This is a genomic window from Sediminibacterium sp., assembly GCF_051861365.1.
Taxonomy (GTDB): domain Bacteria; phylum Bacteroidota; class Bacteroidia; order Chitinophagales; family Chitinophagaceae; genus Sediminibacterium.
The window spans coordinates 52769-79111 of record NZ_JBHYCW010000010.1 but is presented as its reverse complement, the minus strand read 5'-3'; the positions used below and the strand labels follow the sequence as shown (position 1 = coordinate 79111).

The 26343-nt window shown below is 38.1% G+C and carries 26 protein-coding genes; 16 read left to right on the top strand and 10 right to left on the bottom strand.

Going from position 1 to position 26343, the window contains the following annotated elements; translation table 11 throughout:
- Positions 1-266: 266 nt before the first annotated feature.
- The 3 genes from ACTIEV_RS06525 to ACTIEV_RS06515 all read right to left on the bottom strand — a co-directional run bounded on the left by ACTIEV_RS06525 (position 267) and on the right by ACTIEV_RS06515 (position 1792).
- On the bottom strand, positions 267-602 hold the full coding sequence (locus ACTIEV_RS06525; protein WP_322195723.1) for a type II toxin-antitoxin system PemK/MazF family toxin: 336 nt from the start codon (positions 600-602) through the stop codon (positions 267-269).
- Entirely contained in the window at positions 592-822 is a 231-nt protein-coding gene (locus tag ACTIEV_RS06520; protein WP_322195724.1) for a hypothetical protein, read from the bottom strand. The genes ACTIEV_RS06525 and ACTIEV_RS06520 overlap by 11 nt, the downstream gene beginning before the upstream one ends.
- Positions 823-976: 154 nt before the next feature.
- Complete coding sequence (locus ACTIEV_RS06515; RefSeq protein WP_322195725.1) at positions 977-1792, bottom strand: KilA-N domain-containing protein; 816 nt, start codon at positions 1790-1792, stop codon at positions 977-979.
- A gap of 716 nt (positions 1793-2508) precedes the next feature.
- On the opposite strand from ACTIEV_RS06515, the gene ACTIEV_RS06510 reads away from it, so the two are divergent.
- Positions 2509-2931: a hypothetical protein gene (locus tag ACTIEV_RS06510; protein ID WP_439516261.1), complete on the top strand. Its 423-nt coding sequence runs from the start codon at positions 2509-2511 to the stop codon at positions 2929-2931.
- A 140-nt stretch (positions 2932-3071) separates the two neighbouring features.
- Here the strand turns inward: ACTIEV_RS06510 and ACTIEV_RS06505 are convergent, their stop codons facing one another.
- Positions 3072-3839 carry a hypothetical protein gene (locus tag ACTIEV_RS06505; protein ID WP_439516260.1) on the bottom strand — a complete coding sequence of 256 codons (768 nt, stop codon included), beginning with the start codon at positions 3837-3839 and terminating at the stop codon, positions 3072-3074.
- Positions 3840-4104: 265 nt separating this feature from the next.
- On the opposite strand from ACTIEV_RS06505, the gene rpsA reads away from it, so the two are divergent.
- Positions 4105-6006, top strand: coding sequence for a 30S ribosomal protein S1 (rpsA, locus tag ACTIEV_RS06500; RefSeq protein ID WP_322195727.1), 1902 nt, complete (start codon positions 4105-4107; stop codon positions 6004-6006).
- 155 nt (positions 6007-6161) lie between these two features.
- Here the strand turns inward: rpsA and ACTIEV_RS06495 are convergent, their stop codons facing one another.
- A complete protein-coding gene (locus tag ACTIEV_RS06495; protein WP_322195728.1) occupies positions 6162-6545 on the bottom strand; it encodes a four helix bundle protein in 384 nt (127 codons plus the stop codon).
- 232 nt (positions 6546-6777) lie between these two features.
- Here ACTIEV_RS06495 and ACTIEV_RS06490 point away from each other — a divergent pair, with 232 nt between their 5' ends.
- The 10 genes from ACTIEV_RS06490 (at position 6778) to ACTIEV_RS06445 (ending at position 16486) form a co-directional block, all read left to right on the top strand.
- Positions 6778-7602: an outer membrane protein assembly factor BamD gene (locus ACTIEV_RS06490; RefSeq protein WP_439516259.1), complete on the top strand. Its 825-nt coding sequence runs from the start codon at positions 6778-6780 to the stop codon at positions 7600-7602.
- Positions 7571-7915 carry a DNA-directed RNA polymerase subunit omega gene (locus ACTIEV_RS06485; RefSeq protein ID WP_322195730.1) on the top strand — a complete coding sequence of 115 codons (345 nt, stop codon included), beginning with the start codon at positions 7571-7573 and terminating at the stop codon, positions 7913-7915. The genes ACTIEV_RS06490 and ACTIEV_RS06485 overlap by 32 nt, the downstream gene beginning before the upstream one ends.
- 228 nt (positions 7916-8143) lie before the next feature.
- Complete coding sequence (gene coaBC, locus ACTIEV_RS06480) at positions 8144-9340, top strand: bifunctional phosphopantothenoylcysteine decarboxylase/phosphopantothenate--cysteine ligase CoaBC (RefSeq protein ID WP_322195731.1); 1197 nt, start codon at positions 8144-8146, stop codon at positions 9338-9340.
- On the top strand, positions 9333-10253 hold the full coding sequence (locus ACTIEV_RS06475; RefSeq protein ID WP_322195732.1) for a DUF4835 family protein: 921 nt from the start codon (positions 9333-9335) through the stop codon (positions 10251-10253). The genes coaBC and ACTIEV_RS06475 overlap by 8 nt, the downstream gene beginning before the upstream one ends.
- Positions 10250-10609 (top strand): DUF4296 domain-containing protein, encoded by a 360-nt coding sequence (locus tag ACTIEV_RS06470; protein ID WP_439516258.1) that lies wholly within the window; start codon positions 10250-10252, stop codon positions 10607-10609. Before ACTIEV_RS06475 ends, ACTIEV_RS06470 begins: the two co-directional genes overlap by 4 nt.
- A gap of 11 nt (positions 10610-10620) precedes the next feature.
- A complete protein-coding gene (locus ACTIEV_RS06465) occupies positions 10621-11322 on the top strand; it encodes a CoA transferase subunit A (RefSeq protein ID WP_322195734.1) in 702 nt (233 codons plus the stop codon).
- An 81-nt stretch (positions 11323-11403) separates the two neighbouring features.
- Positions 11404-12060 carry a 3-oxoacid CoA-transferase subunit B gene (locus ACTIEV_RS06460; RefSeq protein WP_322195735.1) on the top strand — a complete coding sequence of 219 codons (657 nt, stop codon included), beginning with the start codon at positions 11404-11406 and terminating at the stop codon, positions 12058-12060.
- 81 nt (positions 12061-12141) lie between these two features.
- Positions 12142-12615 carry a redoxin domain-containing protein gene (locus tag ACTIEV_RS06455; RefSeq protein ID WP_439516257.1) on the top strand — a complete coding sequence of 158 codons (474 nt, stop codon included), beginning with the start codon at positions 12142-12144 and terminating at the stop codon, positions 12613-12615.
- 150 nt (positions 12616-12765) lie between these two features.
- The gene (locus tag ACTIEV_RS06450) at positions 12766-13128 is read left to right on the top strand and encodes a T9SS type A sorting domain-containing protein (protein WP_322194653.1); all 363 of its coding nucleotides are present in this window, start codon (positions 12766-12768) and stop codon (positions 13126-13128) included.
- A gap of 79 nt (positions 13129-13207) precedes the next feature.
- The gene (locus ACTIEV_RS06445; protein WP_439516256.1) at positions 13208-16486 is read left to right on the top strand and encodes a WD40/YVTN/BNR-like repeat-containing protein; all 3279 of its coding nucleotides are present in this window, start codon (positions 13208-13210) and stop codon (positions 16484-16486) included.
- Between the two features lie 73 nt (positions 16487-16559).
- Here the strand turns inward: ACTIEV_RS06445 and ACTIEV_RS06440 are convergent, their stop codons facing one another.
- Positions 16560-17735, bottom strand: a complete 1176-nt coding sequence (locus ACTIEV_RS06440; protein ID WP_322194657.1) for a class I SAM-dependent rRNA methyltransferase — start codon at positions 17733-17735, stop codon at positions 16560-16562.
- Between the two features lie 179 nt (positions 17736-17914).
- Between ACTIEV_RS06440 and ACTIEV_RS06435 the strand changes: the two genes are divergently transcribed.
- Both ACTIEV_RS06435 and dnaJ read left to right on the top strand, forming a co-directional pair.
- Positions 17915-18484, top strand: coding sequence for a nucleotide exchange factor GrpE (locus ACTIEV_RS06435; RefSeq protein ID WP_178888018.1), 570 nt, complete (start codon positions 17915-17917; stop codon positions 18482-18484).
- Positions 18485-18578: 94 nt separating this feature from the next.
- A complete protein-coding gene (dnaJ, locus tag ACTIEV_RS06430; RefSeq protein ID WP_322194660.1) occupies positions 18579-19742 on the top strand; it encodes a molecular chaperone DnaJ in 1164 nt (387 codons plus the stop codon).
- Here dnaJ and ACTIEV_RS06425 read toward each other — a convergent pair.
- The 4 genes from ACTIEV_RS06425 to ACTIEV_RS06410 all read right to left on the bottom strand — a co-directional run bounded on the left by ACTIEV_RS06425 (position 19739) and on the right by ACTIEV_RS06410 (position 23944).
- Positions 19739-21499 (bottom strand): vWA domain-containing protein, encoded by a 1761-nt coding sequence (locus tag ACTIEV_RS06425; RefSeq protein ID WP_322194662.1) that lies wholly within the window; start codon positions 21497-21499, stop codon positions 19739-19741. The genes dnaJ and ACTIEV_RS06425 overlap by 4 nt on opposite strands.
- A 72-nt stretch (positions 21500-21571) precedes the next feature.
- On the bottom strand, positions 21572-22114 hold the full coding sequence (gene hpt, locus ACTIEV_RS06420) for a hypoxanthine phosphoribosyltransferase (protein ID WP_322194664.1): 543 nt from the start codon (positions 22112-22114) through the stop codon (positions 21572-21574).
- Positions 22115-22121: 7 nt separating this feature from the next.
- Complete coding sequence (locus ACTIEV_RS06415; protein WP_322194667.1) at positions 22122-23294, bottom strand: glucosaminidase domain-containing protein; 1173 nt, start codon at positions 23292-23294, stop codon at positions 22122-22124.
- Positions 23291-23944 (bottom strand): O-methyltransferase, encoded by a 654-nt coding sequence (locus ACTIEV_RS06410; RefSeq protein WP_322194669.1) that lies wholly within the window; start codon positions 23942-23944, stop codon positions 23291-23293. The genes ACTIEV_RS06415 and ACTIEV_RS06410 overlap by 4 nt, the downstream gene beginning before the upstream one ends.
- Before the next feature lie 348 nt (positions 23945-24292).
- Between ACTIEV_RS06410 and ACTIEV_RS06405 the strand changes: the two genes are divergently transcribed.
- Positions 24293-24850 carry a hypothetical protein gene (locus ACTIEV_RS06405; RefSeq protein ID WP_322194671.1) on the top strand — a complete coding sequence of 186 codons (558 nt, stop codon included), beginning with the start codon at positions 24293-24295 and terminating at the stop codon, positions 24848-24850.
- A 38-nt stretch (positions 24851-24888) separates the two neighbouring features.
- The gene (locus ACTIEV_RS06400; protein WP_322194674.1) at positions 24889-26313 is read left to right on the top strand and encodes an AAA family ATPase; all 1425 of its coding nucleotides are present in this window, start codon (positions 24889-24891) and stop codon (positions 26311-26313) included.
- Positions 26314-26343 lie beyond the last annotated feature (30 nt).

Genomic DNA, 26343 nt, shown 5'->3' with positions numbered 1-26343 from the left:
CCTTATTTTTTTTTCTTTAGCAAGTATTGATCCTAAAATTGCACAGTTCTACAATCGTATTTCCCGCAAATTTGATGAACAGTTAATTGACTTCGTTTCAAGTGAAATGAGAGGAGCATTGATCACGCAACTGATCATCTGCGACGAAGGATCTGACTATTAGTGTGAGTTTTATGGTATAAGAGAGAAGCAAAACAAAATGTTACATCTCAGCTGTGCAACATGCAGAGTTCCCTCATATCTAGGGAGACATCTGCGACGAATTTTTACAGATCCAAAACGATCAGTAAATTCTTTTTTAGTAATTGGATTTGATCTTGATTGAGTTTGCCAATTCTTTGTATCAGTCTTTTATTATCAATGGCCCTAATTTGGTCAATGAGAATGTCACTCTGTTGATCCAATTGCGATTTTTTTAAATGCACACGTAGAATATTCATGTCAGGTTGAATATTGGTAGTAATGGGACAAACAATCGTTGACAAATGGGTATCATTCAATAGATCCGTTTGTACAATAACAACAGGTCTGGTTTTACCCGGCTCAGTTCCTTTACCGGGATTCAGATTGGCTAGCCATATATCATACTGCTTAATCTTCATCAGCCAATTTTTCAAACTCACGTAAGATGTTCATGGACTCTCTTCTCGTAAGGGCAGATTCTTTTGCGAGAGCATGCTTCAATAACTTTCTCTGATGATAACGATTGTAGAGATCTACCGCTTCATTGATATAGCGATTACGGGCTATGTTCAATTGAGCTGTTATAGACTCAGCCTCTTCAAATGTATGATCATCCAGTTTGAGTGATAAAGTTTTCATACCATTACTTTTTGTAAAGGTATATACTTTTGGTGTATACTCTGAGAAAATTGGCTCTTGCATAGCTTTTTTTTAAGCGTGACATTCAGTAGTTCCGAAAATAGTAATATGCCACATCGTATTTCCCGCAAATTTGATGTGCGTATTATAAATGTTACTGGAGTGCTTTTGTGGCTTTCCTGTTTAACAAAGTTTGCATTTGCTGAATCGCCACTTTATTTAATAATAGTAGTCTCTCGCTGAATGAGATTCCTTGATGTATAAGAACGGCATTCAAGCTTTCTAAATTGGAAAGTATGACCAGTTGCTCTAGTGTGGCATAGTCTCTGATATTACCGGTAGTATTTGGGTTTTCTTTTCTCCATTGTGTTGCTGTTTTGCCGAACAATGCCATATTCAATAAGTCGGCTTCTGTTGCATATTGTCTAACACTTTCAGTAGCGGATAATAATTTGGGTATCAGGGTTTCTTTAATGGCATCTGTAAGAATATGATAATTGATTTTTGATAAAGTCCCTTGTAGACTCCATCCGGATTGTAAATGTTTTTCATCGGCTGACTTTAGTCGCTGAAATTCTTTGATAAGGTAGACTTTGAACTCCGGTGAAATCCACATGCCAAATTCAAGAGCTATATCCACATGTGCAAAAGTGCCGCCATATCGACCTGCTCTAGATCTGATACCAATTGCATTGGTTTTTTCTATCCATTCTTTGGCACTCAGTTTATAGCTATTTAAACCGGCCTGTGTTTTAATTATGGCGAATTCGCCATAATTAAAATGGGGGTTATTAACGGTTTCCCAAATGCCAAGAAATTCAATGGTATTTCTGTTTCTAAGCCAATCGGAAATAAAGAAATCACCGTCTTTTGCTTTGAGCATATCTGTTAATGAGATATAGTCAGCCTCTTGTTCTTTGAACATGGAAATGGCAACGCCCTTTACCTCGATACTTGTATTCTTTTTCATGCAAGCAACATCGTAAAGAATACAATCGTATTTCCCGCAAATATGATGAACAACTGTTTGACTTCGTTTCAAGTGAAGTGAGAGAAAAGTGAACCGTCTTATCACCTCCTTCGTCGTAATGCTTCCTTCATTACATTCAGGATAAACCTCAGAATGACGGAGCAAGTCGACAAAAAAGCAGTGTTGGCAAAGCCAACACTGCTTGAACACCACACCACGAAAATGTCATCCTGTCCCAAGGACTCCCACGGAGAGGAGCATTGATCACGCAAGTGATCATCTGCGACGAAGGATCTGACCATTATGGGGAGTTTTATGTCTATCGTAGAGAAACAAAACGAACTAGTACACCTTAGCTGTGTAACAAGCAGAGTACCCTGTACTTCGGACTATATCTGTGGTAAGCTTTTTATTATCAACTCTATAGAAAAGAACAAGATAAAGCAGTAAGTATGAGATGTCTAGTACTTCTATTAACCGGAGATATGCTCGTATGGTATGGGGAGTATAGAAGGGGGGCTGAAAGAAAGGAAAAAGGATACTAAATGAGACTAGGATCTACAACGCACTTGAAACGGACTTATAACGGACTTATAACGGAGTTGAAACGCAGATAAACCTTTTCCTGAGGAGTTGTATGGCTATAGGGAGAAGTAAAATTCTAAGAGATGCAATTATTGTTTTTTCGTATGTTTAATGACATCAAATATTTCAATATGAAGTTTTTGTTTTCATTGTTACTTGCATTTACTATGGTGAATGGAGTAGCAGCTCAGGATTCTATACCGTATTGTACAATTTATATCTATCGGCCTCAAAGGTTTGAAGGATCATTACTCGGCTATGATCTTAATTTTTCAAATGCAATCATTAAAGAGGGTATACTAGTTGCTAAAATCAGGAATAACACCAAAACAATTCTAAAACTCAATCAGGAAGGAGAAGGAGAATTTTGGGCAAACATTGGGGTAACTAGATCAGTAAAAGTAAAACTAGAATATGGTAAATCATATTATCTTAAATGTGAACTAGAACCTGGAATTTCTATTGGTCGTCCTGTTCTGACATTAATGACTGAGGAGCAAGGAAAGAATGAATTTGAGCAGGTTAAGAAAGTTAAAAAACCAGAAGTTGAATAACACAGTTAAAAGAATTAGTAATCATTTTATGATTAAATATTGCTCATTAAATCACTTTCATAAAGAATTGATTAGCAAAATAGCTCACATCCGGTAATTTATTATATAGATATAAGAGAAGCCCCCCAGGGAGAATGTAATTATCTTTGCTTGTTGTTGCTATTACTAGTTGTGCTATCCTTTTTTTGTACTTGTTGTTGGAAATTTTCCTTTATCATCTGGGGACTAGACGGCTTTACATCATTAACATTTACTCCCGGTAACTGCGATGTTGTTTGTTGTGGCGTTGTTGTCGATGTATTATCATCCTTCGGCATGATCGGAATTTTATTAAAGGTACTGATTTTATTATAATTGATTATTTCTACTTTTTGGGTATCTTCCGCTTTGTATGAAAAATGAAAAATAAGGCAGATAACATATGGTACACAACAAATTAGGCCACTAATTAAGGCGCGATAATAGAAAAACCCTTTTCGTTTAAACAGCGAATTATTTATTGATACCGCTTTTTCTAGTTCATTTATATAAGAAGCTTTAACTAAAAGATCAGCTTCATTCTTATTTTTCCCTTCAGCCTCATACTCAAGTCTAAAATCTACGTAATACGTTTTAGGCTCAATTAAATATGCGACTTCAACTGGGATTAAAAGTTTTATAGTATAGAATAAAGAATAAAGGAAAAGTGATGTAAAAAGTGAAAAGCAAACATAATTTAACCAAATTCTTTCACTACCAAAAAAGAGAGACTGTGTAAGTGGAACTATAAAAACAGCAATTGCGGAATAAATAATTAAGATATTAGTAAACTTGTTTAAGTTCTTTTGATATGCGTCTGAAAATTGCGATAAGCGTTTTTCGTTAAGTTCTATTATATAATCTAGATTGTAAAATGAATTTTTGTCCATTAATGTGAATTTTATTACATGGTATTTAAAAATATTACCCTATAAAGTCGTCAGCTTATTTAACTAAATAAAGAGAATGAACTCAGTTAAATACAGATAAGTAAACCTACAAAATCATTGTCATATGTAAAAATATTCTAACTTAATAGCATTATGTCTACTACAAAATAGAATTCTCCTAATTCTTCCTATTACAAAAAGACCAAATTCCCCCAATTTTCCCTACTTTTGCACCCCCGATTCATTAAACCATCGGGACTATTTTATGAACATTTTTCGTAAACAATTAAACGCAGATGCTCAGGACAACGCGGGTACACCCGAAGTTGCTACTGCGACAACAAAAGCACCTGAAGCAGTCTCGCCTAAGGTCGAGATTGTAGAAACTGCGCATGATGATTTTGACTGGAGCATTGACAAGCGTAATGTGAGTCACTATGCAGAAGCTGAAAGAGTGAAGTATGACAAAGTGTATGATAACACTTTCGTACAGATCGAAGACGGCGAGATCGTTCGTGGTGGTGTGGTTGCCCTCACCAAAACAGATGTGGTTGTAAACATCGGTTTCAAAAGCGATGGTCTGGTTTCACTGAACGAATTCCGTGATGTACAGGGATTGAAAATTGGTGACGAAGTAGAAGTAATGGTTGTTGAGAAAGAAGACCGCAATGGTAATCTGCACCTCAGCCGTAAGTCTGCCCGCATCTTCCGTGCATGGGAGCGTATCGTGGAAGTACACAAAACTGGTGAAGTGATCACCGGTACTGTTACCAGCAAAACAAAAGGTGGTTTGATCGTGGATGTATTCGGTATGGAAACATTCTTACCGGGTTCTCAAATCGACGTGAAGCCTGTAACTGATTACGATCAGTTCGTAGGTAAGACCATGGAATTTAAAGTTGTGAAGATCAACGAAGCCATCAAGAATGCCGTTGTATCTCACAAAGCACTGATCGAAAGCGATATCGAAGCACAGCGTGCAGAGATCATGAGCAAACTCGAGAAGGGCCAGGTATTGGAAGGTGTGGTGAAAAACATCACAGATTTCGGTGCTTTCATGGACCTCGGTGGTTTGGATGGTCTGTTGTACATCACCGATATTTCATGGGGTCGTATCTCTCACCCAAGCGAAGTGGTGAAGATGGATCAGAAATTGCAAGTGGTGGTATTGGATTTCGACGACGACAAAAAGCGTATCAGCTTAGGTCTCAAGCAACTGACGCCACATCCATGGGATGTGCTGCCTGAAGGTTTATCTGAAGGATCAGTTGTGAAAGGTAAAGTAGTAAATATTGAAGATTACGGTGCATTCCTGGAAATTCAGCCGGGTGTTGAAGGACTGGTACACGTATCTGAGATCACTTGGGCAAATACTCCGATCAACGCGAAGGAATTCTTCAAGTTGGGCGATGAGTACGAAGCAAAAGTGGTAACCTTAGATAAAGATGCACGTAAGATGAGTCTGAGCATCAAACAAATGAGCGAAGACCCATGGAGCACCATCGAGAACAAGTTCCCTGAAAACAGTAAGCACAAAGGTTTGGTGAAAAACATCACTCCATATGGCGTATTCGTTGAATTGGAGCCGGGTATCGGTGGTATGATCCACATCAGCGATCTGAGCTGGTTGAAGCGTTTCAATCACCCAACTGATTATACCAAAGTAGGTGAGCACATCGATATCATCATCCTCAGCATCGACAAAGAAAACCGTAAACTGCAATTAGGACACAAACAGTTGGAAGAAGATCCTTGGAATGCCCTGGAAGAAACTTTCGCTATTGGTAGTCTGCACGAAGGAACCGTTACCCGTAAGGATGACAAAGGTGCCTTGGTACAATTGCCTTATGGTTTAGAAGGTTTTGCACCTAACCGTCACCTGAACAAGGAAGATGGTTCTCAGGTGAAAGCTGATGAAACTGCACAGTTCATGGTGATCGAATTCGATCGCAATGAAAAGCGCATTGTTCTGAGCCATGCCCGTATCTGGGAGAAAGTAGTTGCTGAAGAAAAGGAAATTGCGAAGAAAGAAGCGAAAGCAGAATCTGACAATACCAAGAAAGCAGTGAAAAACATCCAGGCGAAGGTAGAAAAAGCAACCTTGGGTGACCTGGGAGCTTTAGCTGAGATCAAAGCCAAACTGAAGGAAGGAGAAGGCGAGAACTAATAACGCCTTCGTTTGAATAGGTAAAGAAAAAAGCTGTTCTGCTCCGCAGGGCAGCTTTTTCTTTAACAGAGGAATAAGAAATAGGAAATAGGAAATAAGAAATAAGGAAATAAGAAATAGGAAATGAAAATGAAAAATGAGGAGGAAGTAGGGGGTTAGTCAGAGGATGAGGGGCGTTTATTATTTTTTCTGGCAGTATCGATGCTTTTGAGGAAAATATAGATAAGCTCTGTACACTCTTTTCTAATTTCTGATAGATTGATAGAAATATCCCAATTCAATTTTTCAATGATAGCTAAACAATTCCTGGTTTCACGTAACTCTTTGAGTGCTATTTTCATTTTATGGATAAAGTCTGTTCTGGATTCTGCCGATTGAGCTTCACCATATTGTAAAGCTGGTGAAGATCCGCTTCTTGTTAATTGACCTCCTAAATGGTTTCCGGCAAATGTTCTGGGAAGTTTCTCAGCTATCTGAATACAGTTCACCGCAAATAGTATAAGTCTTTCTTCAAGATAAAATTTTTGTTTAGGCTCCATGTCATTTCTTTATGCTACAAATTAAAACCTTACAATAATCTAAAAATCAGGTATTTATACCAGCTATTTATACGCGTTTTTGAACCTTTTTATAGTTTCAATTCTCTTCATTTCCTATTTCTTGTTTCTTATTTCTTATTTCTCTGTTTTATGCTTTTCTTAACTCCCTGATAATCAATTCCTCAATTCAAGTTTCTAAATTGCCCATAATTAACTAATTTTGCCAACTTGTATGAAGAGGATCGTTGTCTTTTTATTGGCTGCTGTTTTACTGGTATCGTGCTCGAATAAGTTCTCAAAGGTTTTGAAGAGCAAGGATTACGAGTACAAATACAAAATGGCAGAACAGTATTATGCTAAGAAAGATTATACGAAAGCACAAGTGCTCTTTGAAGACATTTTTCCTTATGTAAAAGGTACTGCTCGTTACGAAGACATGTATTACAAGTTCGCCTATTCCTACTATTACCAGAACGATTTCATGAATGCTGAGAATCTGTTCAAGAGTTTTGTAGAGAATTTTCCGAACAGTACCAAAGGTGAGGAGTGCGATTACATGCGAGCGTATTGTTATTTCAGACAATCGCCCAAGATTGATTTGGATCAGACCAGTACGAATAAGACCATGCAGTTGATGCAGGCTTTTATCAATACACACCCTACTTCTACTCGTGTACAGGAAGCAACGGATATTATTGATAAGTGCAGAGAGAAACTGGAAGCAAAAGAATTCAAAAGCGCGCAATTGTACTACAACTTAGGTTTTTACAAAGCTGCGGCCATTGCTTTTGGAAATGTATCCGATAATTTTCCGGATTCAAAGAAAGCAGATGAATACAAACTGCAGGTGATCAAATCATATTTCCGTTATGCGGAGATGAGTTATGAAGAAAAGCAGATCGAACGTTTCCAGAAAGTGATCGAAGAATGTCAGGATTTTTCAGACCGATATGCAGATAGTAAGTATCTGGAAGAAGTCAATAAATTGAAATTACAATCAACAAATTATATTAAAAACCAGAAAAATGAGCAAGCTAAGAAGGCAAATGAGCGCTAATACCGCTAGTGTGGTTGAAACCAAAAGCCTGATTTCTATTAAAGGAAAAACAGGTAACCTGTATGAATCAATCGCCATTATTGCGCGCAGAGCTAATCAAATCAATGTTTCATTGAGAGAAGAGCTGCACAATAAACTGGAAGAGTTTGCAAGTCATACAGACAGTCTGGAAGAAATCCATGAGAACAAAGAGCAGATCGAGATCTCAAGAGCTTACGAGAAAATGCCAAACCCGGCTATCCTCGCTACGCAGGAATTCATGGAAGACAAAATCTACCACAGAAAGAACAACGATAACGATCTGTTCAGATAAGATCGTATCCCCGTATAATTTTATGAAAAACGACAGTTATTGAACTGTCGTTTTTTGTTACTTTGAGGGGAGATAGGTGAAATGTCAATGGTGAATTGTGAATTGTGAATGGTGAATGAGGGGAGAGATTCATAAATCCCAATCATCATTGGTAAGGCAGTATAATTTTTGCCGTCATTATGTATGAAATAAAAAACATTCACCATTCACAATTGACCATTCACAAACATGCTTAAAGGAAAAAAAATACTCGTTGGCATCACTGGAAGTATCGCTGCTTATAAGACCATCACATTGGTTCGCTTACTCATCAAAGCAGGTGCTGAAGTAAAAGTGGTGATGACCAACGCCGCACGTGAGTTTGCTTCACCGGTTGTACTCTCTACACTATCTAAAAATAAAGTCATCAATGACCTGGTAGAAGGCGATGAATGGTCTAACCATGTCATGCTCGGACGTTGGGCAGATGTATTTGTCATCGCTCCACTCAGTTGCAATACCATGGCTAAAATGGCGAATGGATTATGTGATAATGTTTTATTGGCTGTGTATTTATCTGCTACTTGTCCGGTAGTGATAGCACCCGCCATGGATGAAGACATGTGGCACCATCCTTCCACCAAAAGAAACCTTGATCAGTTGGAGAAAGATGGTAATCAAGTCATCAGGGTAGGGAATGGTGAACTGGCGAGTGGCTTATTTGGAGAAGGAAGAATGGCAGAGCCGGAAGAAATTTGTCAGTACCTGATCGAACATTTTTTTCGTACCGAAGAATTGAAAGGTAAAAAAGCCATTGTTACTGCCGGACCCACTTATGAAGCGATAGATCCCGTTCGATTTATTGGTAATCACTCTTCCGGTAAAATGGGTTTTGCTATTGCGGAAGAATTATACCTGCGTGGTGCGGAAGTACTGTTGATCGCAGGCCCTACCCATCAAAAGACCAATTACAAAGGAATACAAGTACGCGCAGTGGTATCGGGTGATCAGATGTATGAAGTAGCTACCCAAGAGTTTAGTGATGCGCATATCGCAGTGATGTCTGCAGCAGTTGCAGATTATAAACCTGTTAGTGCAGCAACCGATAAGATCAAAAAGAAACAAGATGCATGGGAAATTGCATTGGTGAAGAATAAAGACATCTTATTGCAACTGGGGAAAGATAAAAAGCAAGGTCAGTTTTTAATGGGCTTTGCATTGGAAACAAGCAATGAAAAAGAAAATGCATTGAGTAAGCTGCAGTCTAAGAATGCAGATGCTATTGTGCTCAATTCACTGAATGATAAAGATGCCGGATTTGGTATTGATACCAATGACGTCACTATTTTTCATAGCAATGGAATCGAAGTAAAGACCGGCATAAAATCAAAGAAAGCAGTAGCAACCGATATTGTTTCATTCATCATAAAACACCTACATGCGTAAGAATTGGATGATCATGATTTTGTTTGCTTGTTTGGGTCTTGGCGTAAAAGCGCAGGAACTGCAGGCAAGGGTTACTGTATTATCAAATAGAGTAACCACGAATATTGATCGTAAAATATTCACCACGTTGCAAAATCAATTAACCAATCTGTTGAATAATCGTAAGTGGACAACGGATGCATACAAGCAAAATGAAAAAATTGAATGTAGTTTTATCTTGAATATTGAGAGTGTAGTGGACCCCAATATTTATAAAGCAACTTTGAATATTCAAGCAGCCCGTCCGGTGTATCATTCTTCCTACCAGGCAGCTTTGGTGAATTTTCAAGATCCGGATGTCACATTCAAGTACCTAGAATTTCAGCCGGTAGAATTCAATGAAAACAGAGTGCAGGGCACTGATGCAACAGTGGCAAATCTGACAGCTGTCTTCGCTTTTTATGTGTATACAATTCTAGGATTGGATTATGATTCTTTTTCACCCAAGGCCGGAGATTCTTATTTCAGAAAAGCACAAAATATTGTTGTCAATGCACCGGAGGGAAGGGGTATTTCCGGATGGAGAATTTTTGATGGATTGCGCAACCGATATTGGTTGAATGAAAACTTAATTAATACTCGCTATAACAGAATACATGATGTGATTTATGGTTATTATAGAAATGGGTTGGATAATTTGTATGATAAAGAAGCCGAGGCTAGAAAAGGTATTTTAGATGCATTGATTCAATTGCAGTCTTTTGGCAAAGAGAATCCGAATACCATGATCCAACAGTTTTTTATGCAGGGGAAGTATCAGGAATTGGTAGGTATCTTTAAAAAAGCACCATCAGTAGAAAAAGCAAAAGCTGTAGAACTATTGAGTGAGTTGGATGTGATCAATGCGGCAAAATATAAAGAGGAGTTGAGATGATGAAGAAATTATTGCTTTGTTGTTTAATGGGTACTATCATCGGATGCTCAAATGATGTTGATGGTCGTATTATTCCCATGGATAGCATGCAGGTGATCATGTGGGATATGATGAAGGCAGACGAAGTTTTTATTAGAAAGTTAGTTGCTGATACCAATGCAACAAAAAATAAAGAAGATGTGAAGCTGTATGAAACCGTTTTTCGTATTCATAAAATAAGCAAGGATCGTTTTTTTGAGAGTTATCGGTATTATGAAGCGCATCCAATCTTAATGAAAGAGATCATTGATTCAATTGATTCCAAGTCAAATCGTGAGCGTATTGAACGCTACAGTGGTAAAAGAAACAAACTTTAATATTGCAAGCTATGAATAAAGTATTTGCAAGTGCAGAAGCAGCGATACAAGATATACATGATGGAGCAACGCTGATGCTGGGCGGATTTGGATTGAATGGGATCCCTGAAAATACCATTGCTGCATTGGTAAAAAAAGGTGTGAAAGACCTTACTTGTATTTCCAATAATGCAGGTGTGGATGATTTTGGTCTGGGTTTACTCTTGAAGACCCGACAGATCAAAAAAATGATGAGTAGTTATGTGGGAGAGAATGCAGAGTTTGAGAGACAGCTCTTAAGTGGAGAATTGGAAGTTGATCTGATTCCACAAGGCACTTTGGCAACACGTATTCAGATGGCGGGAATGGGTATCCCTGCATTTTTTACACCCGCAGGCTATGGAACGGAGATCGCAGAAGGAAAAGAAGTACGTGTATTCAACGGGAAGCCGCATCTCATGGAAATGGCATTACATGCAGATTTCGCCATTGTGAAAGCATGGAAGGGCGATACTTTAGGAAATCTGGTATTCAGAAAAACGACCAGAAATTTTTCTACTTCCATGGCAAAAGCAGGAAACATCACCATTGCAGAAGTAGAACAGCTCGTTCAACCCGGAGAATTAGATCCTGATGAAATTCATGTTGGAGGTGTATACGTGCATCGCATCTTTGAAGGCAAGGGATATGAGAAGCGAGTAGAAAGAAAAACAGTTAAATTAAGTGAAAAGTGAAAGGTGAAAAGTGAAACGGTTGTAAAAGATAATTTCTTCTTTTCACCTTTCACTTTTCACGTTTCACAAAAAAAATCTCCTATGGCTTTAGATAAATTCGGAATTGCGAAAAGAATCGCGCAAGAATTGCGGGATGGTATGTATGTGAATTTGGGGATCGGTATTCCTACCTTGGTATCCAATTTTATACCCGAGGGAATGACAGTGATTTTTCAGAGTGAGAATGGTATTCTTGGCATGGGACCTTATCCCACAGATGATCAAGTAGATGCAGATCTGATCAATGCCGGTAAAGAAACAGTAACCGTGATACCCGGCGGTGCATTTTTTGATAGTGCAGAAAGTTTTGGAATGATACGTGCAGGCAAAATTGATTTAACAGTATTGGGTGCCATGGAAGTGAGTGAGAAAGGCGATATCGCCAATTGGAAAATACCCGGTAAAATGGTGAAAGGAATGGGTGGAGCCATGGATCTGGTCGCCAGTGCCAGGAATATCATTGTTGCCATGATGCATACCAATCCGAAAGGAGAAAGTAAACTACTTCCTGCTTGTTCACTTCCTTTAACGGGTGTGGGTTGTGTTAAAAAAGTAGTGACAGAACTGGCAGTACTGGATATCACAGGGGAGGGATTTGTCTTATTGGAAAGAGCGCCGGGTGTTACCGTTGAGGAAATCATCGCTAAAACAGCCGGAAAACTTATCGTACCTGATCATGTACCGGAGATGCAATTATAATAACGGTTTATTTGTCTTGCAACTTTTATCTTTGAATCTTGTTTGTCTATTTATCTAATCATCATCAATAAAATACAACTTATGAGTATTCAGGCTGGTGCAGTAGCACCTCAGTTCTCTCTTTTTGATACCGATAAAAACAAAGTATCACTGGCTGATCAGAAAGGAAAAAATGTAGTCGTGCTGTTTTTCCCGTTAGCATTCACCGGTGTGTGTACAGCGGAACTTTGTAATGTAAGGGATAATATCGCTCTTTATAACAATACCAACGCCATTGTATTTGGTATATCAGTGGATTCATTGTTCTCTTTGGGTAAATTCCGTGATGAGCAAAAATTGAATTTCCGGTTGCTGAGTGATTTCAACAAAGAAGCTGCGAGTGCTTATGGTGTGCTTTATGAAACTTTCCCTGCTTTTGATATGCTAGGTGTAAGCAAACGTGCGGCATTTGTGATTGATAAAGAAGGAGTGGTTCGCTATGCAGAAGTATGTCCAACCCCTGGTGATCTTCCCAATTTCGAAGCCATCCAGCAAACACTCAATAGTCTGAATTAAGCTGTTTTGATCTGTTGATAAGTCCGCTGTCTATGAAGTTTAGCTTAAAAAAGTAGCTTCCAGACAGCGGATTTTGTATTTCCGGGGTCATTTTAACGTAGGTTTTTGCATAAATCGACGTCTTTGACTATTTTAGAGTATTATTAACCTATGGGAAATCGTTACACAGTCATCTTATTGATTTGTATGATCCTCGGAAGCAGTTATGCTCCCGACACAGTTTCCTATACCAACAACGAAATTCCTTTCGGAGAAACCGCTTCAAAAGTTACCCGTTTCTATCCCAACCCCGCTACTACTGTCATTAATTTTGAGTTTGACAAAACTGTTGATAGAACCTATACTTTATTGATCACCAATTTTCTAGGAAAGCGTATGACCGAGCTGAGGATCAATGAGTCAAAAATCACGGTGTCTTTGGATGATCAGTACTATCGTGGACTGTATATCTATCAACTAAGAGACCAAAGCAATCGCATTATTGAATCCGGACGTTTTCAAGTGGTGAAATAACCACTTCGGGCTTCTCTTTTTATTTTCCTTATATTTAATCTTAACCTACGGGTTATTTTTTTATTAATACCAAAGCCATATGAAAATGCTGCTACGTAGCGTACTGCTATCGCTTACTTATTTTCTGTTCTTATCTGCATTTGCACAAAACAAAACTTCAGGAGTGGAGTGGAATGCAGGAACCTTTTCCAATCTAAAATTCAGATCCATCGGTCCGGCAGTGACTTCCGGACGAATTGCTGATTTTGCTGTAAATCCTGCCAATACCAGTGAGTATTATGTTGCTACGGCAGCCGGCGGTGTTTGGAAAACAACCAATCACGGTGTTACTTTTCAACCTGTATTTGATGCACAAGGATCTTATTCTATTGGTTGTGTTACCATTGATCCTAATAATAGTAATGTGGTGTGGGTGGGTTCAGGAGAAAATAATAACCAGCGCTCCGTTTCTTATGGCGATGGCGTTTATAAGTCTGAAGATGGCGGTAAGACCTGGAAAAATATGGGTTTGAAAAACGCTGAGCATATTGCTGAAATCATTGTAGATCCTACGAATTCCAACATCATTTATGTGGCCGCTTATGGACCGGTTTGGAATGAAGGAGGAGATCGCGGTGTGTATAAATCAGTGGATGGCGGACAAACATGGAACCTCATCAAATCAATCAGTGCTTATACCGGTTGTAATGATTTGGTAATGGATCCTCGTAATCCGAATGTGTTGTATGCTGCTTTTCATCAGCGAATGAGAAAAGTGTTCACGTATATCGGTGGTGGACCTGAATCAGCACTCTATAAAACAACAGATGGTGGTACTACCTGGAAAAAAATGGAAGGTGGATTTCCGGGTGGAGAACTGGGGAGAATCGGATTGGCGATCAGTCCTGTGAATCCGGATGTATTGTATACTGTTATAGAAGCAAAAGACAACAAAGGCGGTATTTATTTATCAAGAGATAAAGGTGTGAGTTGGGAAAAAAGAAGTGGTTATGCAACTTCAGGTAATTACTATCAAGAAATTACTTGCGATCCTGTGGATGTAAATCGCATTTTTATTACAGACGTATATTATAAAGTGAGTGATGATGCAGGTAAATCTGTATACAATCTCGGAGAAATCAATAAACATATCGATAACCATGCTATCTGGATCGATCCTACTGATACCGATCATTTGATGGTAGGTTGTGATGGGGGTATTTATGAAACCTGGGATTTTGCGAAGAGTTGGGATTTCAAATCAAATTTACCGGTTACACAGTTTTATAAAGTAGCTACTGATAATGCATATCCATTTTATAGTGTACATGGCGGTACACAAGATAATTTGAGTTTAGGTGGACCCAGTCGCACCACATCTGCAAATGGTATTGTAAATGCAGATTGGTATATCACGTCTATTGGTGATGGTTTTGAAACACAGGTAGATCAATCCAATCCTGATATCATCTATGCCCAAAGTCAATATGGTGGACTCGTTCGTTTTGATCGTAAAAGTGGAGAATATCTTTCCATCAAACCATCGGAAGGAGAGAATGAACCTGCGTATCGTTGGAATTGGGATGCACCATTACTCATTAGTCAGCACGACAATGCTCGCTTATACTTTGGAGCCAATAAATTATTCAGAACAGATGATAGAGGCAATAGCTGGAAAGTGATCAGTCCTGATCTTACACGTCAGGTAGATAGAAATAAATTTGAAGTGATGGGCAAAGTATGGTCGGTAGATGCCATCGCAAAAAACGGTAGTACAGATATATACGGACAGCTCACGACTGTTGCAGAATCCAAATTGAATCAGAATATGATCTGGGTGGGTACTGATGATGGCTTGATTCAACTGACGACAGATGGTGGTGCCAATTGGACAAAATTTGATAATCTTCCGGGTGTACCACCGATGAGTTATGTACACCAGATCATCGCATCATTGCATGATGTGAATACGGCATATGTTTGTTTCAATCAGCATCGTAATGGTGATTTTAAACCTTATGTACTCAAGACGACCGATGCAGGTAAGACATGGAAACCCATTCAATCGAATTTGCCACAAAGAGGAAGTGTATATACCATTGCAGAAGATCATGTTGATCGCGATCTGTTATTTGTAGGAACTGAATTTGGTGTATTCTTCTCAAATAATGGCGGACAAGAATGGACGCAATTAAAAGGCGGCTTACCGGTAGCGGCTGTACGTGATATGGAAATTCAGCGTCGAGAGAATGACCTGGTGATTGCAACATTTGGTCGTGGGTTTTATATTTTGGATGATTATAGTGTATTGAGAAATTTCAAAAAAGAAACACTCAATAAAGACGCTGTGATTTTCCCTGTGAAAGAAAGCTTGATGTTCATTGAAAGATATCCATTAGGCTTACGTGATAAGGGACATTTGGGTAGTAGTTATTTCAGTACACCCAATCCCTCTGTAGGTGCAGTATTTACTTACTACGTAAAAGAAGACAGTAAAAAGTTACGTGATCTTCGATTGGAACAAGAAAAGGCGAAAGGAGAGAAGGGAGAGAAAATATATTATCCATCCATGGATAGTTTACGAATGGAAGACAATCAACCTGAACCCTATTTGTTATTTACGATTCGAGATAAAGCCGGAGATGTGGTTCGTCATTTAAAAGCACCGGCGAAAAAAGGGTTACAAAAAATTGTTTGGGATTTCCGTTACGCTACACCGGCACCTGTACTGGGTAGAGTAACACTTGCTCCTGATCAATTATTTGGGGGAGAAGAAAAGGGACATCTGGCTATGCCGGGAGAATACACTGTTTCATTATCAAAGTATGAAGACGGCAAACTCACTGAACTTACAAGTCCGGTAAGCTTCACTTGCAAATTGTTACAGCAAAGCAGCTTACCGGTGAATATGGAAGAGAATGTGAAGTTCTATAAACAAGTTGCTGCACTCAGAAAAGCTGCAAGTGCTACGTCAGATCTCTTTAATAATATGCGTAATCGATTGAACAATATCAATACTGCTACGAATGATATGTTAGCAGCGCCAAAATCAATACTGGAAAGAGCGTATGCATTGACGCAAGAATTGAATACGATTGGTATTCAGCTCAATGGTGATCAATCAGTTGCAAGAAGAGAATTTGAAACCGCTCCATCTATCAATGGAAGAATAGGTGATGTTGAGGGGGGTATTTGGAATTCTACGTCTGTGATTACAGAAACATTTAAAAAAGATTATGCAATTGCTTCTAAAGGATTAACCGCTGTGCTTACAGCCATGCGTAAACTTGATACGGCCATAACAGCATTGGAAAAAGAACTGGACCTGAATAAAGCACCTTACACACCGGGCAGATGGCCTGAGTGGGGGGAGAGGTGAAAAGTGAAAAGTGAAAACTCTGTGGTAAAATAAACCACAGAGTTTTTTATAAATCAGACATCCGACATTCTCTCTATCTATCCGTAACCTCCACAATCAAAAATTTCAAATAGTTGGTGTTCTCCAACCCCCAAATGATCGGATGATCACTGGCTTGTGCTTGGAATGTAACCTGTCTAATCTTTTTACGGGCATCTTTCGCGGCCATTTCGATGGTCTGTAAAAACAGTTCGGGTTGAACGAGATTGGTACAACTGGAAGTCACTAAAAATCCTCCATTGCGAATCAGTTTCATACCTCTGAGGTTGATCTCTTTATAACCTGTAATGGCTTTTTGAATATTTTCCCTGCTCTTGGTAAAGGCAGGTGGGTCTAACATTACCACATCATATTGTCTGCCATCCTTACCCCATTGTTTCAATACATCAAATGCATTCATGGCTTCAAACTTGCAAATGTTTTCAAGTCCGTTGAGTGCTGCATTTCTATTAGCTTGAGTCACTGCATTTTCAGAAATATCCAAACCTAAAACAGATTTTGCTCCGTAATGTGCGGCATGAATTTCAAAAGTGCCGGTATAGGTGAAAGCACCTAATACTTCTGCACCTTTTACAATATGCTGAATGGCTCTTCTGTTATCTTGTTGATCTAAGAAGTAACCTGTTTTTTGTCCGTTCTCAATATCTACATGAAACTTTAATCCATTTTCTTGGATGATGATATTGGTATCGAATGATGCAGATAAAAATCCTTTCTGCTGTGTTAATCCCTCCAGTTCACGAACGGGTACATCATTTCTTTCATAGATGCCTTTTGGGGAGAATATAGATTCCAGCGCTTTTACAATGGCAGGTTTCCATTGATCCATTCCATATGACAAGGTTTGTAAAACAAAATAGTCATTGAATTTATCGATGATGAGTGCAGGCATTTGATCGGCTTCTCCAAAAATCAAACGGCAATTTTCTGTATACCCGATTTTTTGTCGGTACTGCCAAGCATTGGCAATACGGTCATGAAAAAACTGGTCATTGATCTCTTCCTGTTTGCGGGTGAGCAGCCTGACCATGATCTGCGATTTTGGGTTTGCATATCCTCTGCCGGCGTATTTCCCATCTGCATAATAGACATCCACAATCTCTCCGGCTTCAACAGGTCCGGTTACCCTCTCTACCTCATTTCCAAATATCCAAGGGTGCCCGTTGGCAATACGCTGGGCGATTTTTTTTCTAAGATATACTTTCGTCATGCCGCGAAGATAATCCACACCCTCCAAGCCCTGTTCTTTGGCAGCTAAAAACCTGAAAAACAGGGCATTTGACTGACAGGAAGCCTTGATTTATCAGGCAGACTGTCAATTTTTCCCGTTTCTTTGCATCGGCAAAATTTTTGACAGTCTTGCCCCGAAAAGTATTCAACAAAATAATTATGGAAGAGCAGGCAACAACACAGACACCCGTGAACGAAGAAACACAAGCCAATATTGATATCAATGCGGATGAGAATGCAGCTGGTACTTCTCATTTGAATGAGCCGGTAGCAGAGGAAAATCAGTTGGAAAAACTGCAGGCTGAGTTACAAGAGCAGAAGGATAAATACCTCCGTCTCATGGCTGAGTTCGATAATTTCAGACGTCGTACTGCCAAAGAGCGTATTGAATTGATTCAAACAGCTGGGAAAGATGTGATTGTTTCATTGCTGGATGTGTTGGATGATTGTGATCGTGCAGAGAAACAATTGCAAAGCAATGATGATATTGCCGTACAAAAAGAAGGCATTCAATTGGTCTTTAATAAACTTCGTTCTAACCTTCAATCAAAAGGAGTGAAAGCCATGGAAAGTATCCATGCAGAGTTTGATGTAGAGAAACACGAAGCCATCACAGAAATTCCGGCTCCCACTGAAGAGTTAAAAGGAAAAGTACTGGATGAAGTCATGAAAGGATACTACCTCAATGATAAGATCATTCGTTTTGCAAAAGTGGTGGTAGGGAAATAAAGTTTGAATTTTTGATTTCTTGATTTTTCGATTCAATTAGTTAGGTCAAGAAAAACAAATCAAAAAATCAAACATCAAAAAATCAAAGATCAAAATGGCTAAAAGAGATTTTTACGAAATATTGGGTGTGGGCAAATCAGCTTCTGCCGATGAGATTAAAAAAGCTTATCGTAAGGTAGCTATGCAATACCATCCTGATCGTAACCCGAATGATAAAGAGGCAGAAGAAAAATTTAAGGAAGCTGCCGAAGCCTATGAAGTGCTGAGTGATGCGGATAAGAAAGCCAAATATGACCGATATGGACATGCAGCTTTTGGTCCGGGTACCGGCGGTGGTGCAGGTGGTTATAGTAATATGGATGATATCTTCAGCCAGTTTGGAGATATTTTCGGTGATGATATGTTCGGAAGTTTCTTTGGTGGCGGCGGAAGAAGAAGTAGTGGTGGTGGTGGAAGAGCCCGTGGACAAAGAGGAAGCAACCTGCGCATCAAACTGAAATTGAATTTTGAAGAAATTGCGAAAGGAGTCACCAAGAATGTAAAAGTGAAAAAACATGTCTTGTGCAATACCTGTGGCGGTAATGGTGCAAAAGATAAAAATAGTGTTCAGAATTGTGGAACCTGTGGTGGTAGCGGACAAGTGAGAAGAGTGACCAATACTTTTCTTGGACAAATGCAAACCGTAACTACCTGTCCAACTTGTAATGGTGAAGGTTCCACTGTAACTGCTAAATGTGGTGCTTGTAAAGGAGAGGGTAGAATGTATGGAGAAGAAACTATTGGCATTGATATTCCGGCAGGTGTTTCTGAAGGAATGCAGTTAAGTATGAGTGGAAAAGGAAATGCAGGAGAGCGCGGTGGATTTGCAGGAGATTTAATCATTCAAATTGAAGAAGAAACACATCCTGAATTACAGCGCGACGGATTGAATGTTGCTTATGACCTTCATATCTCTTTTCCGGATGCTGTTTTCGGAACACAAGTAGAAGTGCCTACCATTGATGGGAGAGCAAAAATTAAAATTCCTGCTGGTACACAGAGTGGTAAAATATTTAGACTCAAAGGCAAAGGATTTCCGGAAGTACAAGGGTACAATAAAGGAGATCAATTGATTTATGTCAATGTTTGGACACCACAGCAAGTGAGCGATGAAGAGAAACAGATATTGGAGAAACTAAGTCATAGTCCTAATTTTAAACCTCAACCTACGAAGAGCGATAAGAGTTTTTTTGATCGTGTAAAAGAAGCATTCAGTTAGTCTGATTTTCTTTTTTTCTTTGATGGGTTGTAAAGTTGCATGGCTTTCTCCAGCAGATGTTGAAATTCCTGTTGGAGGATATTGTTGGGTGAGACAGTATGTTTACTGAATAAAGCCACATCTTCCAACTGGAATCCCTGCGTGAACTTTGATTTTCGTAAAATATTGCCAAACATTGCAACAGCGGCGGCAAAACGATAGATACTATCTGTTTGTTCAATTTTTCGTCCGCGATACGGTGCTGTAAAATATTGTTCTTTTTGATTACCACTGAAAGGATCTTTAAAACGTAGTATTACTTCCGCTAAAGGTGAATTCGCGGAAGTACTGCTGTCTTTTGCAGGAATGATTTCAGCAATCGCCATGATGGCGTGTCCGCTGCCTATTTCTCCCCCTTCTAATGTACTACTGCTATCTTCTAATGCAGTTTTTTTATTGTCAAATCCTACCAGCCGATATGCTGCAACAGTTTCCGGATTGAATTGAAGTGTAATGGATGCATCATTGGCAACAGTAAAAATATTTTTGGTAAACTCTGTTACCAATACTTTTTCTGCCTCTCTGATTTGATCGATATATGCAAAATTACCATTGCCTTTTTTAGATAATGTTTCCAATTTGCTGTCTTTGTAATTACCCATTCCTACACCTAAGCAGGTAAGATATATACCACTCATTTGATAACGCGTAATGAGTTCTTCCAGTTCCTTTTCTGATGATTGTCCCACATTGAAATCTCCATCAGTCGCCAGTATCACCCTATTGTTTCCCCCTTTGATAAAATTTTTCTTCGCAGTTTCATAAGCCAACTGAATGGCTCCAGCGCCTGGTGTATCACCTCCGGCAGATAAGGAATCAATGACTTTTTTGATCAGATCTTTATGTTGTCCACCCGTAGGTGCCAATACCATCGCTACGCCGCCACCATATGTAATAATAGAAACAGTGTCGATAGGTCTCAGATTATTAATGAGTAAACGAAATCCGGATTGTAATAAGGGCAATCGATTGGGCTTATCCATCGAGCCGGAAATATCAATTAGAAAAACCAGATTGGAAGGCGGGACTTCATGGAGTGGAATGGTAGGTGCTTGTAATTGTAAGAACAATAGTTGGTGTTGAGGGTTCCATGGACAACTACTATGTTCATACGCATATGAAAATCTTTTTTCTGTCTGTAGGCTATTGGGTGGAAGTGGTAAACTGAAATAGTTCAGCATTTCTTCAATACGTACTGCATCTTGTGGAATCATCATTCCATTATTGATGAATCTTCTGATATTGCTGTAAGAGGCATTGTCGATATTCAAAGAAAATCCTGTTTCAGGAAATGTTTTAGTTTTCATCAACTCATTCTCGATGATGCTGGTATAACTTTCTCCCAAACCCAGACTATTGATGACAGCGCCTGTAGAGAAATTTTTTACAATAGAAGTTTTATAGTTTTTATACACTTTCGAAGTGCCCGAACTTGATTTCATCTGTAGTAGTTGAAACTGTCGGCTGTCAACATATATACTTAATGGATCATAGCCTTCAAAGCTTAAGTGGATACTATCTTTCACAGAAGGTATCGGGATACCAAAGGATCCACTTCCTCCCGAAAAAAAAATGAGACTGGGTTTGGAACTGATTTTTATTTTGACACCACTCAATAAAACACCTTGCTCATTTCTGATCTCACCGCGTAAATAATATTGAGCGTGTGCAGCATGGGTCAGCGATAGCAATAGCAATATCCAAATGAATGAGCGCATTTGGCAGGGGTTTACATAACAAGTTAACGTAAAAATGCTGCTACTCTGTATGTATAAGGCGTTAAAGCCTTGTTATGCTTCGTCTTTGAGCTGATAGATTTCTCGAATATTCCTACCCAAACCATCATAATCCAGTCCGTAGCCAAGTACAAAACGGTTGGGGATGGTAAAACAGCAATAATCAATCTGTACCGGATACTTCATGGCATCGGGCTTATGTAGTAGTACCGCCACTTTTAAAGAGAGTGGTTGTTGATTGACAAGTTGCGGCAGAAATTCACTGAGTGTTTTACCGGTATCAATAATGTCTTCCAATATTACAACATGTCGGTTATTGATCTCTGTATCTAATCCAATGGCAGTAATAACATGTCCGGTAGATTTGGTACCCTTGTATGAAGCCAATTTAATAAAGCAAATTTCAGCTTCAATCGATAACTCTTTGAACAAATCAGCAGAAAACATGAACGATCCATTCAAGATAGAAATGAACAAAGGTTTTTTACCCTGATAATCTTTATCTAATTGAGCTGCCAGTTCTTTGATCTTTTTATGGATCAATGTTTCCGGTAAATAGGGAATGAATTCTTTGTCATGAACTTTGATTACCTGCATGGATCTATTATTTTGTAGATTTCTTTTTTGTTCCTTTATTGATCTCAGTAGGGGAGCGTAAAAATAATTTTTGTCCGGCAGAAAGCTGACTGTCTTTCTTTAACTTATTATACTCTAATAAACTCTCCATTCTAATACCTTCTTTCTGACAAACATCATGTAAGTTTTCACCCGCGGTTACTTCATGAAAATCAGAAGCACCTCTTTTTTGTTTTTTCTCAATGAAGAGTACCCGATCGATATCGAGTATGTCGATCTCAGATAATTCATTGAACTCAAAAAGTTTGCTTAAGCTAATATCATATTGATGTGCCAATGCTAACAAAGAAGTGCCCTCTTTAGCATGTACAGCTTTTGTATGATTGATGGTAAATACGCCTTCCGGATAAGCAACTATTTTCTTTTCTTCAGCAACAGTGCTTGTTTTTTTATCTGTCTCTTCTGTTGGTTTTATTTTTTTAACACTTGTATTAGCTGTTTGAAGCTCTGTTTGCGGGGCATCTGTTTCCTCTTTTACTACAGCTGTTTTTTGGGTATCATTTTTAATGGCAGCTTCATTTTTGATGGCAGGTACAGATACTTGCTCTGTAGTTACATGGGGGGCCGTTGTATTTTGTACTGATACTGTAATGGGAGCAGTTTTATTTTCCATCATAGCAATGCCCTGAATCGTATATTGATTCAAATGATAGTCTTCAATGACGCGTAATAATTTTTCAGGATAGGTTTTATTCGTGGCATAACCTGCTCTTTTTAATCCGTATGCCCAACCTGTAATATCGGTTAGTTCTAATTTAAAGAGGAAAGAATAGTGTGGACGTGTCTTTAAAAAATCAGAATGATCGCGGTAAGATTCTTCCGGTGATTTATATACACGGAAACATTCTCCTTTTGCATCATCATCCTGGAATATTTTATCTCCGGTCCATTCAGTTTTACATTTTATACCGAAATGATTATTGGCATTTTTTGCCAGTGTGCTTTCTCCAAACTGTGATTCCAGAATACCTTGCGCCAACTTGATGGAAGCAGGTACGCCTGTGCGTATCATTTCCTGAATGGCAAGGTCTTTATAGCTATTGATATAAGCTTCTGTTCTTTCTTTCACACTGTTACTCTGTGCAACTGAAGTTATCAGTGCAGCGTTGAGTAGTGTGATCAATAAGAAGATTTTTTTCATGTCGTTTTCTTTTTTACCATCAGTAATCCGTCTCTGATGGTGAGTAAAACCTGTTCAGTTCTAGGGTCTTGTTTCACATGTTCATTGAATGCATGTATGGCTTTGGCATTCTTTCCACTAATAGGGTCTTCCAATACCTGTCCGTGAAACAGCACATTGTCTGCAAGAATGATACCATTTTCGGCTATACGTGGAATCAATTGTTCATAGTAGCCTATATACCCCGTCTTATCCGCATCAATGAAAACCAGATCCCATGGATGATTCAGCGTAGGAATGATTTCCCCCGCATTTCCGATGTGCAAATGTATTTGATCCTTTCTGTAGCTTTTGCTAAAATAGTTCCGGGCTATTTGGGCATCTTCCTCCCTGCATTCGATGGTATGAAGTTCTCCATCGTTCTGTAGACCTTCTACCAGACAAAGCGCACTGTATCCGGTAAAAGTTCCTATTTCTAAAACGTATTTTGGACGTAGAATAGTACTTAGGAAAGCAAGGAATTTTCCCTGAACCTGTCCACTCAGCATATGGGCATGGGGGTGATGGGCTTTTGTATACTCCTCAATCTCGGTCAACAACGCATCATCAGCCGAGGTAAATAGCTGTGCATAGGCTTCTGCCTCAGGGGAAACGATCAGGGGGGTAGACATGGGGCAAAGATAGGGATAGGTGGTGGTTCATGGCTAATGGTTCATAGTCCATGGTTTTAGTGAGTAGGTAATAAAAAATTTTAAAATTATTTGTGAAACTGACTATGATTTACGATTTATCAATGTGTATGAAAAATTATTTTCTCTACATATTGATTACTTGAATTGCGGCAAATTATATCCAATGATAATAGTGTCTTTTGCGATTTTTTAAATCTCATATAATTACTTGTCTAATCATGAAGATAATTTATTGATTTGAAATGATTTATAAATATTTTATATATATTCCAATAGTTATCTATATTGCATATAGATAATAAAATATTCATAAATAAAATATGAAAGATGTTGCTTAAAATAGCTTTTGCTTTGATATCATGTAGTTTCTTATATACCTCCTTTTCTCAGGATGTGAAAAAGGATTCACAAAAGACTGAAACTAAAATGGATGTATTGGCATCTAAAACTGGTGTAATAGTTAAGTTTATTGATTATAAATTACCTGACTTAAAATTGTCTTATGGTTCGGTAGCTGAAACAAGAATAAGAAAGATTATAAGTGGTACTGAGATAAAATTTTTTTATCAAATCGAAAGTCAAGGAAAATATAGTAGCAGTACTGCATCTATCGACTATACCGATTTAATTGATATTATTAATGCTTTAAAAGCTTTAAAAAGTGAAGTTGATAAAGATGTTTTACTTAACCCAGACTATTTAGAAAATAAATTTTCTACGCTTGATGGATTTCAAGTTGGCTATTATGTAAGTAAAAATAAGGTTAGCTGGTATTTAAGACTTGAAAAGTATGGATCTGACGCAACGATTTTTATTAAAGACGGTGAAGTCATTGAAAATGCTTTTAATGACGCGAGAATAAAAATAGAAGAATTGAAGAAATGAGTTTTTATTTCAGATTACAACTCTAAAAAAAATCTATAATGAGTTTTCATTCACAATCATCAGCTTTAAAAAGGTATATTAAAGATACTTTTGAACAGTTTGTTTCACCAATAGAAACTGTGCAATGGTCAACATGGGAAACCAATGATGATATGCCTGACGGGAAACATATCATTTGGGTAGGTTTTTATACTCTTTCTATGGCATTATCAAATATTGACAATCATTTTTCTATAGATGAAGTTGACTTTTTTCGTGATATAAAAAATATATTCGATGTAGAAGATTCTAACGTCGCAGCTTTACCATCAGAAAAGCTTTTACATATTTACAAAGATAATTTTGAAGAAAATCGTCATTTGTTTGGAGAGATTAAGGTGCCAATTGCAGTAGAATATTTGGATATCTACGATAATGCTTACGGAACTGACTTTGGACAAAGTGCAAGAACTATGTATTTCCGATTTGCTAATGCCTTTGTAAAAGCTGACGGGACTGTGAATGAAGCTGAAGTTGAAGCGCTTGAAAAATTAAAAAGTTTATTATATCCATTAGAAAATGATACAGTTGAAGTTTCAAGTATTTCGTTTGGTTCCCCAAAAAATGAAGAAACAAGCCCTCGTTCTTTTGATGAATTAATGGCTGAGCTAGATAACTTAATCGGATTAAATAATGTGAAGAGAGATGTTCTTGAAATGATTAACTTTCTCAAAGTTCAACAATTAAGGGAAGCTAAAGGGTTGTCGGTTACGCCTACTACAAAACATCTAGTTTTTTATGGAAATCCCGGAACAGGGAAAACTATGATAGCAAGACTTTTAGCAGAAATTTACAAAGAGTTGAATGTCATAAATAAAGGACATTTAGTGGAAACAGATAGAGCTGGTTTAGTAGCAGGTTATGTAGGTCAAACTGCTTTAAAAGTTCATGAAGTTGTTAATAGGGCATTAGGAGGGGTTTTATTTATTGATGAAGCTTATACTTTGAAAAGTGATAGTGGTGATTTTGGAGCAGAAGCAATTGATACTTTATTGAAACTAATGGAAGATAATAGAAATAATCTTATTGTTATTGTAGCGGGTTATACTGAAAAAATGAAGGCGTTTCTTTCAGCAAATCCTGGATTAAAATCGAGATTTAATAAATATCTTTTTTTTGAAGATTATTCTCCTGAAGAGTTAAAAAATATTTTTCTTAAGCTGTGCCAAGATGCTAGTTTTCATGTAACAGACACTGCTAAAGAAAAAATATTTGGAATATTTAATATTCTCTCCAAACATAAAGATGAATCTTTTGGAAATGCACGATTGGCAAGAAATATCTTTGAAAAAGCAGTGAATAATCAGGCTAATCGAATTATTGTTATTAGTGAAATAACAGAAACGATCTTATCAACAATAGAAGTATCAGATATTCCTGACGAATTAGAGATTCAGTTGTCTATATCATCAATTTACAAGTAAAAAAATAGTATGTGAATTTGTCGTAGTTCA